The 16469-nt window shown below is 64.5% G+C and carries 17 protein-coding genes and 1 tRNA gene; 6 read left to right on the top strand and 12 right to left on the bottom strand.

The genetic code is table 11. The annotated features are described in order from the left end of the window. Nucleotides 1–8: 8 nt before the first annotated feature. The 3 genes from FJ956_RS14815 to obgE are packed head-to-tail and all read right to left on the bottom strand — an operon-like array spanning nucleotide 9 to nucleotide 3487. Entirely contained in the window at nucleotides 9–1295 is a 1287-nt protein-coding gene (locus FJ956_RS14815) for a glutamate-5-semialdehyde dehydrogenase (protein ID WP_140684146.1), read from the bottom strand. 18 nt (nucleotides 1296–1313) lie between these two features. Continuing rightward, nucleotides 1314–2453, bottom strand: a complete 1140-nt coding sequence (gene proB / locus FJ956_RS14820; protein ID WP_140684148.1) for a glutamate 5-kinase — start codon at nucleotides 2451–2453, stop codon at nucleotides 1314–1316. A 5-nt stretch (nucleotides 2454–2458) separates the two neighbouring features. Next, nucleotides 2459–3487 (bottom strand): GTPase ObgE, encoded by a 1029-nt coding sequence (obgE, locus tag FJ956_RS14825; protein WP_140684150.1) that lies wholly within the window; start codon nucleotides 3485–3487, stop codon nucleotides 2459–2461. A gap of 152 nt (nucleotides 3488–3639) precedes the next feature. On the opposite strand from obgE, the gene FJ956_RS14830 reads away from it, so the two are divergent. Beyond that, nucleotides 3640–4503, top strand: a complete 864-nt coding sequence (locus tag FJ956_RS14830) for an endonuclease/exonuclease/phosphatase family protein (RefSeq protein WP_140684152.1) — start codon at nucleotides 3640–3642, stop codon at nucleotides 4501–4503. A gap of 184 nt (nucleotides 4504–4687) precedes the next feature. Here FJ956_RS14830 and FJ956_RS14835 read toward each other — a convergent pair whose 3' ends face one another. The 3 genes from FJ956_RS14835 to FJ956_RS14845 all read right to left on the bottom strand — a co-directional run bounded on the left by FJ956_RS14835 (nucleotide 4688) and on the right by FJ956_RS14845 (nucleotide 6482). After that, nucleotides 4688–5275, bottom strand: coding sequence for a GNAT family protein (locus tag FJ956_RS14835; RefSeq protein ID WP_140684154.1), 588 nt, complete (start codon nucleotides 5273–5275; stop codon nucleotides 4688–4690). 126 nt (nucleotides 5276–5401) lie between these two features. Further along, nucleotides 5402–5671 (bottom strand): 50S ribosomal protein L27, encoded by a 270-nt coding sequence (rpmA, locus tag FJ956_RS14840; RefSeq protein ID WP_140646513.1) that lies wholly within the window; start codon nucleotides 5669–5671, stop codon nucleotides 5402–5404. Nucleotides 5672–5771: 100 nt separating this feature from the next. After that, nucleotides 5772–6482 carry a 50S ribosomal protein L21 gene (locus FJ956_RS14845; RefSeq protein WP_140684156.1) on the bottom strand — a complete coding sequence of 237 codons (711 nt, stop codon included), beginning with the start codon at nucleotides 6480–6482 and terminating at the stop codon, nucleotides 5772–5774. Nucleotides 6483–6808: 326 nt separating this feature from the next. Here FJ956_RS14845 and FJ956_RS14850 point away from each other — a divergent pair. The 3 genes from FJ956_RS14850 (at nucleotide 6809) to FJ956_RS30865 (ending at nucleotide 8833) form a co-directional block, all read left to right on the top strand. Next, nucleotides 6809–6898: transfer RNA gene (locus tag FJ956_RS14850), tRNA-Ser, on the top strand. A 291-nt stretch (nucleotides 6899–7189) separates the two neighbouring features. Next, complete coding sequence (locus FJ956_RS14855) at nucleotides 7190–7603, top strand: hypothetical protein (RefSeq protein WP_140684158.1); 414 nt, start codon at nucleotides 7190–7192, stop codon at nucleotides 7601–7603. A gap of 243 nt (nucleotides 7604–7846) precedes the next feature. Next, complete coding sequence (locus FJ956_RS30865; RefSeq protein WP_246672228.1) at nucleotides 7847–8833, top strand: DUF1186 domain-containing protein; 987 nt, start codon at nucleotides 7847–7849, stop codon at nucleotides 8831–8833. Nucleotides 8834–8863: 30 nt separating this feature from the next. On the opposite strand, the gene recQ is transcribed toward FJ956_RS30865, so the two are convergent. Then, complete coding sequence (gene recQ, locus FJ956_RS14865) at nucleotides 8864–10708, bottom strand: DNA helicase RecQ (RefSeq protein ID WP_140684160.1); 1845 nt, start codon at nucleotides 10706–10708, stop codon at nucleotides 8864–8866. A 256-nt stretch (nucleotides 10709–10964) separates the two neighbouring features. Between recQ and FJ956_RS14870 the strand changes: the two genes are divergently transcribed. After that, the gene (locus FJ956_RS14870) at nucleotides 10965–11591 is read left to right on the top strand and encodes a LysE family translocator (RefSeq protein ID WP_140684162.1); all 627 of its coding nucleotides are present in this window, start codon (nucleotides 10965–10967) and stop codon (nucleotides 11589–11591) included. Nucleotides 11592–11597: 6 nt separating this feature from the next. Here the strand turns inward: FJ956_RS14870 and FJ956_RS14875 are convergent, their stop codons facing one another. Further along, nucleotides 11598–12371, bottom strand: a complete 774-nt coding sequence (locus FJ956_RS14875) for a sulfotransferase (RefSeq protein ID WP_246672229.1) — start codon at nucleotides 12369–12371, stop codon at nucleotides 11598–11600. Nucleotides 12372–12616: 245 nt separating this feature from the next. On the opposite strand from FJ956_RS14875, the gene FJ956_RS14880 reads away from it, so the two are divergent. After that, nucleotides 12617–13669 (top strand): glycosyltransferase family 9 protein, encoded by a 1053-nt coding sequence (locus tag FJ956_RS14880; RefSeq protein ID WP_181170383.1) that lies wholly within the window; start codon nucleotides 12617–12619, stop codon nucleotides 13667–13669. A 15-nt stretch (nucleotides 13670–13684) separates the two neighbouring features. Here FJ956_RS14880 and FJ956_RS14885 read toward each other — a convergent pair whose 3' ends face one another. From FJ956_RS14885 to FJ956_RS14900, 4 genes are read right to left on the bottom strand one after another with little or no spacing between them, the layout of a single operon-like run. Then, nucleotides 13685–14017, bottom strand: coding sequence for a cupin domain-containing protein (locus FJ956_RS14885; protein WP_140684166.1), 333 nt, complete (start codon nucleotides 14015–14017; stop codon nucleotides 13685–13687). Between the two features lie 32 nt (nucleotides 14018–14049). Then, nucleotides 14050–14817: a 2-dehydro-3-deoxy-D-gluconate 5-dehydrogenase KduD gene (kduD, locus tag FJ956_RS14890; protein ID WP_140684168.1), complete on the bottom strand. Its 768-nt coding sequence runs from the start codon at nucleotides 14815–14817 to the stop codon at nucleotides 14050–14052. Beyond that, nucleotides 14814–15665 (bottom strand): 5-dehydro-4-deoxy-D-glucuronate isomerase, encoded by an 852-nt coding sequence (kduI, locus tag FJ956_RS14895; RefSeq protein WP_140684170.1) that lies wholly within the window; start codon nucleotides 15663–15665, stop codon nucleotides 14814–14816. The genes kduD and kduI overlap by 4 nt, the downstream gene beginning before the upstream one ends. A gap of 20 nt (nucleotides 15666–15685) precedes the next feature. Next, nucleotides 15686–16459, bottom strand: a complete 774-nt coding sequence (locus FJ956_RS14900) for a FadR/GntR family transcriptional regulator (RefSeq protein ID WP_140684172.1) — start codon at nucleotides 16457–16459, stop codon at nucleotides 15686–15688. Nucleotides 16460–16469 lie beyond the last annotated feature (10 nt).

Raw genomic sequence — 16469 nt, forward strand, 5'->3', positions numbered from 1 at the left:
AAACAGCGTCAAGGCCTCACCTGTCCCGACCCGCGCACGCGGTATTTGAACGAGGTGAGCTGCTCGACGCCGACCGGTCCGCGCGCGTGCATCTTGCCGGTGGCGATGCCGATCTCGGCGCCCATGCCGAACTCGCCACCATCGGCGAACTGCGTCGAGGCGTTGTGCAAGAGGATCGCCGAGTCGATCTCGTTGAAGAAGCGCTCAACCGCAGCCGTATCCTCGGCGACGATCGCCTCGGTGTGGTGCGAGGAAAACGTCTCGATATGCTCGATCGCGCCGGCGACATCGTCGACCAGCTTCACCGCGATGATGGCGTCGAGATATTCGGTCACCCAGTCGGCATCGGTCGCCGGCTTGGCGTCGAAGAACAGCTTCATCACCTCTTGATCGGCGTGGATCTCGCAGCCGGCCGCACGCAGCGCGTCGAGGATCGGCACTAGATGCGTGGAGGCCACCGCGCGGTCGACCAGCAACGTCTCGGCGGCGCCGCAGACGCCGGTTCGGCGCATCTTGGCGTTGACCGCGATCTTCACCGCCATGTCGAGCTTGGCCGAGCGGTCGACATAGAGATGGCAGATGCCTTCGAGATGCGCGAAGACCGGCACCCGCGCCTCGTTCTGCACGCGCCCGACCAGGCTTTTGCCGCCGCGCGGGATGATGACGTCGAGATTGCTGCCGAGACCTTTGAGCATCTCGCCGACGGCGGCGCGGTCGGTGGTCGGCACCAGCTGGATGGCATCCTGCGGCAGGCCAGCGGCCTTCAGCCCTTCGACCATGCAGGCATGGATCGCCGACGACGAATTGTTCGAATCCGAGCCGCCGCGCAGGATCACCGGATTGCCCGCCTTGAGGCAAAGCGCGCCGGCGTCCGCCGTCACGTTCGGCCGGCTTTCATAGATGACGCCGATAACGCCGAGCGGCGTGCGCACGCGCTCTATATGCAGGCCATTGGGGCGATCCCATGCGGCGATGACGTCGCCGACCGGATCTTTCAGCGCCGCAATCTCGCGGATGCCCTCGGCCATCGCCTTGATGCGCGACGGATTGAGTTTCAACCGGTCCATGAAGGAACCGGACAGCCCGGCCTCCTCGCCATTCGACACGTCGATGGCGTTGGCATCGAGTATCGCCTGCTCGTTGCGCAGGATGGCATCGGCCATGGCGATGAGCGCGGCATTCTTGGCCTTGGTGGAAGCAACGGCCAACGGTCGCGCAGCGGCGCGGGCGCGGCGGCCGATGTCGGCCATCAGCACAATCGTGTCTTCGCCGGATTTTTCATGCCGTTTCAGCATGGTTATCCTCCGCTTTGGTCAGTCGTCGACCAATATCTGGTCGCCCGCAAGGCTTACCACAAGGTCGTCGCGATGGATCATCGCCGAACGCGCCTCGTAGCCGAGCACGGTTTCGATCTCGGCCGTCTTCAGGCCAGCGATCCTTACGGCATCGGCGGCATCATAGGCAACAAGGCCGCGCGCGATCTCGCGGCCCTCGGGCGACAGGATCGCCACCGTGTCGCCGCGCGAGAAATTGCCGCTGACCAGCTTGACGCCGGCAGCCAGCAGCGACTTGCCCGATATGAGCGCGCCGACGGCGCCGGCATCGACAGTGAGCCGGCCGGCCGGCTCGAGCTGCCCCGCGATCCAGGTCTTGTAACCCTTCACCGGATTGGCGCTCGGCTTGAAGAACGTCGCGCGCTCGCCGCGCTCGATCGCCATCAGCGGCGAGAACCTTGTGCCAGACGTGATGATCATCGCGGTACCGGCGGCATTTGCGATCTTGCCGGCGTCGAGCTTGGTGCGCATGCCGCCGCGCGACAGCTCTGACGCGGCCGCGCCCGCCATCGCCTCGATGTCGGGCGTGATGCGATCGACCACTGGAATGAATTTTGCCTGCGGGTCCTTGGCCGGCGGCGCCGTGTAGAGCCCGTCGATATCGGAAAGCAGCACCAAGAGATCGGCGCCCATCATGGTCGCGACACGAGCGGCCAGGCGGTCGTTGTCGCCATAGCGGATTTCCGACGTCGCCACCGTGTCGTTCTCGTTGATGACCGGCACCGCCTTCATCTTGAGCAGCGTCGAGATCGTCGCGCGCGCGTTGAGGTAGCGGCGACGTTCTTCAGTGTCGCCAAGCGTCAACAGGATCTGGCCCGACTTCAGCCCGTCCTTGCCGAGCGCGTCCGACCAGGCGCCGGCAAGCGCGATCTGGCCGACCGCAGCGGCGGCCTGACTCTCCTCGAGCTTCAGCGCGCGTTTACCGAGGCCGAGAATGGTGCGGCCAAGCGCGATGGCTCCTGAGGATACGACAAGCACTTCCGCGCCGGTGCTGGCAAGCACGGCGATGTCATCGGCCAAGGAGGTCAGCCAGTCGCGCTTCAGGCCTGCCGCGCGGTCGACGAGCAGGGCCGAACCGATCTTCACGGTGATGCGCCGGTATGATTTCAGCGATTTCATGGGTCTTATCGCCAGCGCGTGTCGACAGGAGCCGGAACGGCATCGCGTGCTTCCGCGACCACCGCCATCAGCGCGCGCAGCACCGCCTCGACGCCTTCGCTGGTGACGGCCGAGACAAGCATCGGCGCGCGACCGGCGGCGCGCTTCAGCGAGGCGGCCTTCTTCTTGCGCTGATCCGCGTCCAGGATATCGATCTGGCTGAGCGCGACGATCTCGACCTTGTCGGTCAGCCCATGGCCATAGGCATCGAGCTCCGCGCGCACCGTCTTGTAGGCCTTGCCGGGATTTTCCTCCTGCGCCGAGACGAGGTGCAGCAGCACGCGCGTGCGCTCGACATGGCCGAGGAAACGGTCGCCGATGCCGACCCCTTCATGCGCGCCCTCGATCAACCCGGGAATATCCGCCAGCACGAATTCGCGGCCGTCGATGCGGGCGACGCCCAGCCCAGGATAGAGCGTGGTGAACGGATAGTCGGCGATCTTCGGCTTGGCGGCGGTGACGGCGGCAAGGAAGGTCGACTTGCCGGCATTGGGCAGGCCGACCAGGCCGGCGTCGGCAATCAGCTTCAGCCGCAGCCAGACGTTCATCTCCTCGCCCGGCAGGCCGGGATTGGCACGGCGCGGCGCCTGGTTGGTCGAGGTCTTGAAATGCTGGTTGCCGAAACCGCCATTGCCGCCCTTGGCGAGCAGGAAGCGCTGGCCGACCACGGTCAGGTCGCAAATCAGTGTTTCATTGTCCTCCGCAAAGACTTGCGTGCCCGCCGGCACTTTCAGCGTCACGTCGGCGCCCTTGGCGCCCGTCATGTTGCGGCCCATGCCATGCATGCCGGTCTTGGCCTTGAAATGCTGCTGGTAGCGATAGTCGATCAGCGTGTTCAGCCCGTCGACCGCTTCCATCCAGACATCGCCGCCGCGGCCGCCGTCGCCGCCGTCCGGTCCGCCGAACTCGATGAATTTCTCGCGCCGGAACGACACCGATCCGGCGCCGCCATCGCCGGAGCGGATGTAAACCTTTGCCTGGTCGAGGAATTTCATCTGCGTTTCAAGTTTCTGCTGGTGGCCCTACGGGATTGCTCTAAACCAAGGCGGGACGAAGGGCGAGGCTGTTTTGCGACTAAAGCGCCTGATGCTCTTTTGCAAAAGACGCAGTAGCACTGTTCGCGAGCCAGGGTCGGGGGAATGCTCGAATGAAGATCGTCACCTACAACATCCAGTTCGGCATCGGCCTCGACGGCAAATACGATCTTGGCCGCATCGCCGATGCGGTACGCGGTGCCGATGTGATCGCGCTGCAGGAGGTGACCCGCAACAATCCGCGCAACGGCGATCGCGACATGGTGGCCGAGATCGGCGAGGCGCTGCCCGATTATTTTGCCGCCTATGGCAGCAATTTCGAGGTCAATATCGGCTCGCGCCTGGAGAACGGCCGTGCCGTCTCGACCTCCTTCCAGCTCGGCAACATGGTGCTGTCGAAGACGCCCATCCATCTGTCGCGCAATCTCCTTTTGCCGCGCAGCCGCAGCCTCGAGACCATGAACTTCCAGCGCGGCGCGCTCGAGGCGCTGATCGAGACGCCGCTTGGCTTCATCCGCTTCTATTCCACCCATCTCGACCACCGCAGCCCGGTCGAGCGCCAGGGCCAGATCCGCTTCCTGCGCCAGCGCCTGCTGAACTACACGCTGGAAGGCGGCGGTCTGTCGGGCATTCCCGAGATCGGCCTGCCGGACCTGCCCTATCCGGAAGCCTTCATCGTCATGGGCGACTTCAACATGCTGACGGGATCGCCTGAATATGTCGAGCTCGCAGGCCGCCCGGACCATGAGTTCGGCATGCCGTTGACCGCCGATCTTGCCGTCGACGTCGCCCAGCGCCTGGCCGTCGCCGACCTCGTCACCTGGGTCGACCCCAACCGCCCCGGCGACAAAAGCCGCCACAAATGCATCGACTACATCTTCACCAGCGCCTCGTTGGCCAGATCGCTGCAGCGCCTGTGGTCCGACCGGGACGCCATCGGCTCCGACCACTTGCCGCTCTGGGCGGAGCTGGGCTGAGTTCTGAACTCCCCCTCATCCGGCCGCTACGCGGCCACCTTCTCCCCGAGGGGAGAAGAGGTTGGCGCCCGCGCTTACCTGCTCCTCTCCCCGAGGGGAGAGGTCGGATTGCCCCGAATTGCTCTTCGCAATTCGGTTGGCAATCCGGGTGAGGGGGCGCTTGCTCAGCCCTGTGAAGCAATCGTCAAAAATGCACCCAGTTCCTGAGACTGGTCCATGTCTTCCTGTCGAGCCGGTAGCGCTCGACCGGCACCTGGCCGGCGACGATCGAGTTCAGCATGCCCTGGCCGGCATACTGGAAGCCGCATTTGTGGATGACGCGGCGCGAGGCCGGATTGATCACCCGGGTCGAGGCATGCAGCACCTGGATCGAAGTGTTCTGGAACGCGAGGTCGACCAGCGCATGCGCGGCCTCCGTCGCATAACCGCGCTTCCAGTAAGGCTCGCCGATCCAGTAGCCGAGCTCCAGCCCGCGATCGGTGGTGTTCAAGCCCGCGCAGCCGACGAAGGTGCCGGTGCCGGCAAGCGTCAGCGCATAGACGATGCCGGCGCGGCGCGATGCCGCCATGGCGAGGAAGGTGCGGCCCTCGGCTTCGCCATAGGGATGCGGCATGCGGGCCAGCATTTCGGCGACATGCCGGTTGTCGGCCAAGGCAACGAGTTGCTCGAGATCGCTTTCGCGCGGGGCGCGCATGACCAGCCGCTCGGTGCCCAGCACCGGGCAATCGATCGCGTAACTTTCGTCTTCGGTGTCTTCCGCTTCGGCAACCATTTTAGTCCTCCAGGGCAAGAAAAAATGAAAAAGGAGAGAGGGCAAGCCCATCTCTCCTGATCCTTTTCCTGGCCTGGCCAGACACCGGTTCCCGAGATGGGCGCCGGTGTTATGGTGCGGAACCGGCTACTCCGCTGCTTTGGTAATCGGGTTCACCGATACGTAGGTTCGGCCGTTGGCTTTCTTGTTGAAGGTGACTGCGCCGGCGTCGAGCGCAAAAAGGGTGTGGTCCGTGCCCATGCCAACATTGGTGCCCGGATGCCAGGTCGTGCCGCGTTGGCGGATGATGATGTTGCCGGCGACGACGGCTTCGCCGCCGAACTTCTTCACGCCGAGACGCTTGGAGTGCGAATCGCGACCGTTGCGCGACGAACCGCCAGCTTTCTTGTGTGCCATTTGACTAACTCCGATGCGCCCTGAGGCGCTTGCATGGTCTTATGAACGCGTTCGCGTTCCGTTTCAAGTCCCGTACCGGCGACGATCGTCGCCGGAAGAATTACTTCTTCGCCAGTTCCTTGGCCTGCTCGCGCCAGTCCTTGATCTGGTCGGCGCTGAACGGCATGTGCTCGTCGATCTTGGCGACATCCTTGTCGGTGAGCTTGGCGAGCTGCGCGAAGGTGACGATGCCCTGCTCGGCGAGGTCCTTCGCCGCGACCGGGCCGATGCCCTTGATCACGGTCAGGTCGTCCGGCTCGCCCTTCGGCGCCTTGAACAGCGGCGCGGCGGCGGTCTCAGCCTTAGCCTCCTCCTTCGGGGCGGCCTCTGCCTTGGGTTCCTTCTTGGCCTTCGGCTCCTTCGGAGCGGCTTCGGCCTTGGCCTCGGCGGCGACTTCCGCCTTGGCTTCGGGGGCCTTGGCTTCCGGCTTGGCGGCGGCCTTCTTCGACGGCTTGGCGCCGCCCAGCAGGATCTCGGCGATCCTGACGGTGGTCAAAAGCTGGCGGTGGCCGATCTTGCGGCGCGAATTCTGGCGGCGGCGCTTCTTGAAAGCGATGACGGTGCGGTTCTTGCCCTGCTCGACGACTTCCGCCGTGACCAGAGCGCCATCGACGAACGGCGCGCCGAAGGTGACATTCTCGCCCTCGCCATGTGCGAGCACATTGCCGATCTCGACGATGTCGCCGACCTTGGCTTCGAGTTTCTCGATCTTCAGGAGATCGTTGGCGGCGACGCGATACTGCTTGCCGCCCGTTTTGATGACTGCGAACATTTTTTGCCTTTCGCTGTTCGGTCGGCCTCGATGAACCGCGTCAGGCGGTTCGGCCGTCTTTTTGTCAGTCTGCGGGTTCAAAAAACAAGCGGCGCGGAAGAGCCTCCACGCCGAATGCGGGCTGTCCCTAACCGAAGGTTGCGCCGGAGTCAAGGCAAGCAGGCCTGCCCTTGAAGATGCATGAGCGACGTTGCCGGCAAATTTCAGCCCGTAACGTCGCAATCGCTTTTCGCGGAAGCTGGAAATCGGGCGAATAGGGCCTTGTAACTCTAACGGTCAGCCGTTATCTAGTGCGCCGCGCCGGCAACGGCCGACCATGATCTCGCGGAGAGGTGGCAGAGTGGTCGAATGCACCGCACTCGAAATGCGGCATACTCGCAAGGGTATCGGGGGTTCGAATCCCTCCCTCTCCGCCACCCTGCTTCGCTCTTCGAGCTTCGCAGGATAAGCACGATCCTTCGTGCGAAGCAGGATGCCCTCCGAGGCTTTAGCGAAGGAGGGCTGGGATCGCCCGACTTATAACGCCTCGAGTCCAGACCACGTTTCGATCGATCCATACCCGGGTCGTGAAGCGGCACACATACGCGTGACAGAAATCCGACCATGGTCGATAACAATATGATCTCAGGGGATCGTCCTGCGGAGGATCGTTCGACATGCGCTCTGGGCGTAATCCAACGGTGTCCGGTCGCTCTTCGGATCGGCTGTTGACTGGCCGAGCCATCGCGATCGCCCTTGCAATTGCGTTTTCCGTTTCGCCTTCGCATGCGGCACAGCATCGTCTACCAAGCGGTTATAAATGGGGCCGCTGCCTGCTCGTCGTTCACGGTCAGACCCGGATATCCGGAAGATGCTCCTACCAAATCGAACAGGGCGGCGATTTCAACATCCAGGGGCCCCGGCAGGTCTTTGCGGGTATCGACTATCCCGACACGCATAGCGGGGCCGGTGAAATGTCGAAAGATTACTGGGCGGTTGTCTACAAGGACGGCGATCTTTGGGCAGGCTATGCGAACGCAGACATTCGCGACACGCACGGCGAGGCAGGCGATTGGGGAGAGCTTCGCCGTGAAGGCGCCTGCTATGTCGGCAAGGACGTCCGGGTGTGCCTTTGGCGTTGAGCAATTCCAGGAAAGGCGGTTGGGCTCGGCGATTTCGCCGCAGCCTTCCGTCCGGAATCGCGTAAGAACAAAGGGATAGAGTGGTTCGCCGTTCCTGTGAAGAACCACTCTAGCCGGCTCAACCGATTGCAGGGTCGAGTCAAGCAGATCGATTGGCGAATAGGCTGGTCGCCACCCGTTGACCGGGCGGCTGAAGGATCGATAGCATGCCGGGCCGGGGCTCCATCGACGCGACTGGACGCGATGAAAAAACAAGATCTGGAAAAGCTGCTCTCCAACGACAGCGGTGACTTCGAGTTGTATCCGATAGACCGCTATCTCCATGCCGTGGCGACCGAACGCGAGGTGCCGAATCTCGCAATCGCGGTCTGCACGATCAGGATAGAAGAATCAGCGCCTGCGCTGCGCGCTGTCCTTGAACGCGCCGCCAACGGACAGCCCTTGTCGGACGATGAAGAGATGCTGCTCTTCAGGGGCGTGTATATCCTCGGCGGCGCCCGCGACACCCAGGCATGCCAACCCTTGCTGCGTCTGCTGCGCCGCCCTGGGAAGGAAGCCGACCGGCTGCTTGGCGACGCCATAACCGAAACCCTGTCGCGCATCATCGTAGGCGTGTTCGACGGCGACGCCGGCGCGCTGTTCGACATCATTGCCGACCGCTCCGCCGACGAATTCATCCGTGACGCGGCATTTGGCGCGGTGACCTTCTTGACCTGGGAAGGTCGCATCGAGCGCGACCGGACAAGGGATTTCGTGGAACGGTTCTACAAAGAGAGGCTGGCCGACGACTGGGATTACGCGTGGGTCGGCTGGCTGCAAGCCATCGCGATGCTTGCCCTGCGAGACCTCGTTCCGCTTGCCTACAGCGCCTGGGATGAGGGCCTTATCCCGGAAGATGTGCTTGAGCGCAGTGATTTCGAAAGCGACCTGCGGGAAGCCGAGCAGCAACCCGGCGACATCGGCCGGTTCGATCGCGCCAGTCTGAGTTATATCGAGGATGTCCTTGTGGCGCTGGATTGGACCCGCGGCCTTGACGACGACGACTTCGAGTTCGGCGACGACGATTTCGATCTTGACGAGGACGAGGATGGGCAAGCCTCACGGCTGGACCTGGCCTTCACCAGCGTCACACCGGCCACCAACCCCTGGCGCGACGTCGGGCGCAACGATCCGTGCCCTTGTGGAAGCGGCAAGAAATTCAAGAAATGCTGCTTGGCAAACGCGGAATGACGGGGTGACGCGTCAAGGAAAGCCCGTTCCTCAGTTCGACCCGCTCGCCTCTTGCGCCGCGATCGCGCTCACGAAGATCTCGCCGAACTCCTTGAGCTTGGCGGCGCCCACGCCGTTGACTTCGGCGAAATCGTCGAGGTCGCGCGGACGGCGCTCGGCCATGTCGATCAGGGTGCGGTCGGAGAACACCACATAGGCCGGCACCTGGCGTTCCTTGGCGAGCCGCAGCCGCAGCGTCTTGAGCGCGGCCAGTAGGGACGTGTCCACGCCCTCGCCGCCCATGGCGGAACCCTGCGCGGCACGCTTCCTGCCGCGCGCGAGACGGTCCCGGCCTTCGACACGATACTCGAACGTAACCTCTCCGCGCCCGAGCGCGCGGCCGCCTTCCGAGATGGCGAGGCCGCCATGACCGTCGGGGTCCGGCACCAGGAAGCCGCCGGCGACAAGTTGCCGGATGAGCGACAGCCAGACCGGTTTCCGGTGCATGATGCCGATCCTGAAGCTGGCGAGCTTCTGATGGCCTCTAGCCTGCACCTTTTCGATCTCATGGCCGAGCAGGATGTCGATGACATGGGCGGCGCCGAAGCGCTCGCCGCTCTGCGCGACGGCCGCGAGGATGATGCGCGCCTCCACCCCGCCATCGGCGCGCGGCGCCTGGTCGAGGCAGTTGTCGCAATTGCCGCAGGCTTGCGCCTCCTCGCCGAAATAGCCGAGCAGCACCTGGCGCCGGCACTGCGCCGTCTCGCAATAGCCGATCAGCGTGTCGAGCCGGCGATGCCCCCGTCTTTTGTGCTCGGGCGCCGTATCCTCGTCGTCGATGAACATCCGCCGCGTGCGGATGTCGCCGGCGCCGTAGAGCATGTGCGCTTCCGCCGGCCGGCCGTCGCGTCCGGCACGGCCGATCTCCTGGTAATACGCCTCCAGGCTGCCGGGCAGGTCGGTGTGGAAGACATAGGCGACATCGGGCTTGTCGATGCCCATGCCGAAAGCGATTGTCGCCACCATGACGACGCCGGAGAGGCTCATGAACGCGTTCTGGTTCGCTTCCCGCGCGTCCTTGCTCATGCCGGCATGGTAGGCGAGCGCGCGCACGCCGTTCTTCTCCAGGAAAGCCGCCATTTCCTCCGTCTTGCGGCGCGACAGGCAATAGATGATGCCGCTCTTGCCTTGGTGACGCTCGATGAAGCGGAGCAGCTGGCGCTTGCTGTCCTGCTTGGGCTCTATCGCCAGCTTGATGTTGGGCCGGTCGAAGCCCAGCACCAGGGTATCGGCCCGCCCGGCAAACAGCCGCGCTTCGATATCGGCGCGGGTAGCCTCGTCCGCCGTCGCCGTGAGCGCGATGATGGGCACTTGCGGAAACAGCCCGCGCAGCCGCGACAGGTCCTCATATTCGCGCCGGAAGGCCGGGCCCCACTGCGAGATGCAATGTGCCTCGTCGATGGCGATCAGGCCGACATCGAGCCGCGACAGGGCTTCGAGCATCCGCTCCGTCATCAGCCGCTCCGGCGCCATATAGAGCAGCCGCGTCTGTCCGGACGCGACACGGCGCCAGGCCGCGACATTGGCGTCGCGGTCGAGCGAGGAATTGATCGTGTCGGCGGCCACGCCGGCAAGGCGCAAGGCGGCGACCTGGTCCTGCATTAGCGCCACCAGCGGCGACACCACGATGGTGAGCCCGCCTTTGACCAGCGCCGGAACCTGATAGCAGAGCGACTTGCCGGCACCTGTCGGCATCACCGCCAGCACATGCCGTCCGGCCAGCAACGCCTCGATCACGGTCGCCTGCCCGGGGCGAAAATCGTCGAAGCCGAACACATCCTTCAGGACGCGCCGCTTGTGGTCCTCGGCCCGCAGGCCCGCTGCCTGTACCGGCATCAGGCCGACACCGGGCAGGAGGTCGTTTTCGGGTTTATGTGAAGACCAGCCAAGTGATTCACCGCGTGATGCCTTGGAGTAGCGCAGCGCTCATCCGGCCACAACCGCGCTTGGCGGAAAACCTGCCGCCGCACGTCGATGCCGTCATCGAAAGGCCATCGCTGGCACATCGGCTGGAGAGTTCCGCCGACGCATTCTCCGATGCTATGGTTTCGAGCCGTCCGCTGCCGGCGGCCGATGCAAAAGGAACCCTCGCATGATCGACCCCGCCACGCTCGTCACCTATATCGCGGTCGTGTTCGGCTTCGTCTTCATCCCGGGGCCGGCGACGCTGCTCACGGTCGCGCGGGCGACGAGCTCGGGCACGAAGGTCGGTATCGCCACCGGCGCCGGCGTCGCCGCGGGCGATGTGATCCACACCGTCATGGCCATCGTCGGCATCTCGGCCATCATCGCCGCTTCGGCTATGCTGTTCAGCATCGTCAAATATATCGGCGCGGCCTATCTCGTTTATCTCGGCATCCGCGCCATTCTCGAAAAGGCGCCGGCAGACCTGGCGGGCAGGACGCTCCCAATTTCCGCGGGTCGGGCCTTTCGGCAGGCGATCCTGACCGAAGTGTTCAATCCTAAGACCGCGCTGTTCTTCCTGGCCTTCCTGCCGCAATTCGTGCACCCGCAAGCCGGTTTCGTGGTGCTGCAACTAATGACGCTGGGCATCATCTTTGTCCTGCTCGGGCTCTTCAGCACGGTCGTCTTCGCCGTCAGCGCGGGCGGCCTGGGTTCCTTCCTGCGCCGCAATCCGGCAGTGCTGAAATGGCAGGGCAAGGTGGTCGGCGGCATCTATTGCGCGCTCGGCATACGCCTGGCGCTGCAGCAGCGCTGAGATGCTTCATCCGGCGCCGCCGGTCCAGACAGGCATGTCATAGCCGAATTCGCGACAGAAGGCCTGCATGGGTCCAAGAACGGCCGGCGACAGCTGGCCTTGAAGATAGGCGCGATAATCTTCGTTGCGCTCCCACTTGCGCAGCGAGCGTGTGTGGATAGGGCGCTCCCCGTCCCCGGTCACCGGCACTCTCGGGCGGAGCCCGAACCGATCTGCGATTCGCTGCTGCACGGCGTCGGGGTCGGCGATCGTGTCTTCGTAGCGCACGTAGAGAATATCGCGCATCGGCTGCGCCTTTCTCAGGCTCAGCAGCGCATCGTATTCCAGCACCCAGCGGTCGGCCGTGGTGTGAAACCGACGCTCCTTCGCGGTCTGCGGATGCACGCTGGTGAGCACATCCAAAGGATGTCGAACGCAATAGACGAGACCGATGTCGGCGCGCAATTTCGCAAGGTGGGCGAAAGCCCGGGAATCGCGCTTGACGACCAGATTGTTTTCCCGGCGGTCCAGCAGATAGAATTTCGTGTGCCGCGCCTCGGGCGGCCAGACGAAAGTATCCTCGAAGCTTTTCATGACGCGTTGCGTCAGGGTCGTTCCGCTGCGCGCGCACCCGGCTATGAATATCTTGTTGGCCCGCGCGGCCCGCGCATTCGGCCTCGACCGCCAGCGAATTTTGACGGCCGTCACAAGGCGATCAAGCTCCCTGCTTGACCGGGCCATCAGAAAACCGACAGCCGCCCCGAGTGTTGGCATATCCACCCCCATCGCGCAGAACGACATGCCCCAGCCGCCACCCCCGGTTCATTGGCCGAAATGGCCGTTTGAAGCCGGAAGCGCCCGGGCCATGTCGAGCCTGACATCGCCAACCCAGCCGGCGTTGGCGGGATGACAGGATCAGGCTTTCCTTATACAAGAAACCAAGCATATTCATGCAGGATTCAGCCGGGGGCTTGCCGGTCTTTCTTGCACGAATTCTTGCGATCCCGCTTCTCCGGCATCACGCACCAATGGAATCCTCCTTCGCCATGGATTCGTCCGCGCCCGTGCTGATCTTCTATGCCCGCAACGACGCGCTTGGCGACGGCCTGCTGCGGATTCCGGCCCTGCGGGCGGCAAGGACGGCCTTTCCGCAAAGCCGTGTCGTCTACGGCGCCACGCGCGGTTCATCGCTCTCGCATGTGCTGCGCAAGCATGTCGCGCATCTCGTCGATGACTTCAGGACGAACACGCGGCTTTCCGCCATCCTGGCCGAATTCGCGCCGCGCGGCCGCAAGGCCGTCGTCGTCGATCTGCGGACCGGCGTGCCGGGCCTGATGCTCACCGCTCTGCAACTCGCGGGCCGGGGCATCCGCCACGAAGCGAATTTTGCCGGCCATCTTCTGTCGCTGCGCTGGGGCACGCGATTGACGCTGCGGCCAGAACACAATGCCTGGCGCTACCATCGGCTCATCGAGCGTCTGGCGGCGCGGCATTTGCCTTTCGACCACAGGCTCGATGTTCCGGATGCCGCGCGGACCCTGGCGCGCCAGCTGCGCGGCGGTTGCAGCCGTCCGCTCGTCCTGCTTGGCGGCAATGCCCAGGGCAGGAAGTGCATGAGCGAAAATCAGGTGGTGGCCGTTGCCGGCAATCTCATCGATGCTGGCTACCAGGTGCTGTACTTGGCGACGCCCGGCAACGGACCGACGTTGCGGGCGCTCGTCGCAAAGGAAAGCCGCCTCGAGGTAGCCAGCCCGGAACTGGCGCCAGACATCACGAGCTTCGACGATCTCCTGCTTGCGTTGGGCGAGATGGCGGTCGCCTATATCGGCATGGAGGGCGGACTGGCGCATCTCATGGCCGCCGTCATGACGCCGGCGGTGATCGTCAACAACGGCGCCAATATGGAGCGCTGGCGACCCCTTTCAAATGCGGTCGAGGTCGTCGCGGCGCCAAGGCGAGGCCGTTCGGCCTATGTCGCCGACGCGCCGGTCGAGGCCATACTCGATGCCGCGCGCCGCCTGCTCGCGGCAGGTCGCCGCGATCACGCGACGATGCCGGAACGGCGTGAAACCGCTCCGGTGCAGTTCGGCGCTCGGTAGAACCGCCGACCTGTCCTAGCCGAGGAAATCGGCCCGGTAAGGCGCGAAACTGTCCACCAGCCGCCCCGCCTCCAGCGCCTTGACGCCATGCATGAGATTGGACGGCACGATGAAGCTGCTTCCCGTTTCGAGGATCTCCGATCGGCCGTCAACGGCGACCTCGAAGCGGCCCTCGGCGACATAGCTCGCCTGGACATGCGGATGCGAATGCAGCGCCCCGACGCCACCCTTGTCGAAGGCGAACTCGACCATCATCAATTCATCGGTATGCACCAGCACGCGCCGCCTGTTGCCGTCCGCCGTCGGCTCCCAGGCTTTTTCGCCCGCATGGGAAAAGATATCAGTCATCGTTCAGCTTCCGTTCGAAATTGGCAGAAGGTTCACCGCGCCAGCCAGCCGCCATCGACCGGCACTACCGCGCCATGCATATAGTCCGACGCCCGCGCCAGCAGGAACACGGCCGCGTCGCCTATATCGTCGGGCCGGCCCCAACGCGCCGCGGGAATGCGCCCGAGGATGGCGGTGCTGCGGTCCGGGTCGGCGCGCAAGGCTTCGGTGTTGTTGGTCTCGACATAGCCCGGCGCGATGCCGTTGACATTGATGCCTTTCGCCGCCCATTCGCAGGCGAGCAGCCTTGTGAGGCCGAGCACGCCGTGCTTCGAGGCCGTATAGGAAGCAACGCGGATTCCGCCCTGGAAACTCAGCACCGAGGCGATGTTGACGATCTTGCCGCGCCGCCCGGGCTGCGCCAGCACGCGCCTGGCAAAGCTCTGGCAGAGCCGGAAGACCGTTTTCAAATTGATGTCCATCACTTCGTCCCAGTCGGCCTCGCTCAGGTCGACCGCATCGGCGCGCCGGATGATGCCGGCATTGTTGACGAGGCCGTCGAGCGGGCCGCTTTCGCTCCAGACCCGGTCGAGCATGGCGGCTGCCTCGGCCGGGTCGCCAAGATCGGTCTTTGCCGCTTCGAAGCTGCCGCCCGCGGCGGCGACTTTCCCGGCAGTGTCGTCCATCGCCGAACGGCCGATGCCGACGACCAGGCCGCCGGCGCGCGCGATCGACACGGCGATGCCTTGCCCGATGCCGGTGTTGGCGCCGGTGACCAGGATGCGCTTGCCTGTGAGGCTGAAGGCGGAAAGATCGCTCACCGCAATTGATCCATCGCCACCTGGTCGACGTCGGTATAGTCGACATTGTCGCCGGCCATAGCCCAGATGAAGGCGTAGTTGGACGTGCCGGCGCCCGAATGGATCGACCAGCCCGGCGACAGCACCGCCTCCTCGCTGCGCATGACGATGTGGCGCGTCTCGTCCGGTTCGCCCATGAAGTGGAAGACGCGCTGCCCTTCCGGCAGATCGAAATAAAGATAGGCTTCCATGCGCCGGTCATGCACATGGCAAGGCATGGTGTTCCACACCGAGCCTGGCGCCAGTTGCGTCATGCCGACGACGAGCTGGCAGGTCTTGACGCCGTCGGCGTGGATGAACTGGAAGATCGAGCGTTCGTTGCTGGTCGCCTGGCTGCCGAGGTCGAGCCGCCTGGCATCGCCGATGCGGATCAACTGGCTGGGATAGGTCCGATGCGCCGGTGCGCTAAGCAGGTAGAATTTTGCCGGCCTGTCGGGCTCCGCCGAGGCGAACGACACCTGCTCAGTGCCCATGCCGAGATAGACCATGTCGCGCGCCGCCAATTCGTAAGGCAGGCCGTCGGCCGTGACGGTGCCGGCGCCGCCGATGTTGACGGCGATCAGTTCGCGGCGGTCGAGGAAAGCCTTGGTTCCGGTCGGCTTGATCGCCTCGAGCGGCAGGACCTTGTCGACCGGCATGGCGCCGCCGACGATCATGCGGTCGTAATGCGTGTAGGTCAGGCTGACGAGGCCCGGCTGGAAAAGCCCCTCGACGTGGAAATGGTGGCGCAGCTCGTCTGTTCCCATGGCCGCGGCGGTGATTGGATCGATGGCGAAGCGCGAGGAAAATTCGGTGTGTGTCTGGTCCATTTCTAGGCCTTGTCTGACGGTCACTCGGTCGATGCGGCTTTCAGCGAATTGGCATAATAGGCCTGTCTGGCCTGCAGCCGCTCGCGGTAGCGCTGCTGGCTGTGGGCCAGATGCGTGCGCATCGCCTCGCGCGCGGCCTCGGCATCGCCCGCCGAGATGGCGTTGAGGATGACGAGGTGCTCGCGCTGCAGGCCGCGCTGGTACTCGTCCGACTGGACGAGCTCTGTCGACCATGGCGAGGTCACGTCGCAGGGAATGGCGCGGCGTCCCAGCACATCGAGCATCTCGACATAGAACGGGTTGTTGGTGGCGCTGGCGATCGCGCGGTGGAAGGCCAGGTCGGCGGGGCCGGTCGGCTGGCTGGCGAGCAGTAGCCGCTCGAACTCGAAGAAGGCCTCCTGGATCGCGGCCTCCTGGGCGGCGTTGCGGCGGATGGCGGCCAGGCCCGCCGATTCGATCTCGATCGCGAGGCGGACCTCGAGCACGTTGAGCGCGACCGAATCCTTGGCTCCCATGTCGGCGGCCAAAACGCCGAAGGTCGTCGAGATGTGCTCGCTGACGAAGACGCCGGCGCCTTGCCGCGCTTCGACCAGGCCATCGGCGGCAAGCTTGGCCAGCGCCTCGCGGATGACCGTGCGGCTGACGCCGAAAGCCTCCGTCAGCTGGCCTTCGGTTGGCAGCTTCTGTCCGGGCGGAATCTCGCCCGCCAAGAGCTGCTTGCGGATCGCCGCGACCACCGTCTCCGACAGTTTCGGCTTCCGTTCGACCCTGAGGTCGGCAACTGTTTGGGACACGTGGTGCCCT

It is taken from the genome of Mesorhizobium sp. B2-4-3 (genome assembly GCF_006442815.1).
Lineage (GTDB): Bacteria > Pseudomonadota > Alphaproteobacteria > Rhizobiales > Rhizobiaceae > Mesorhizobium.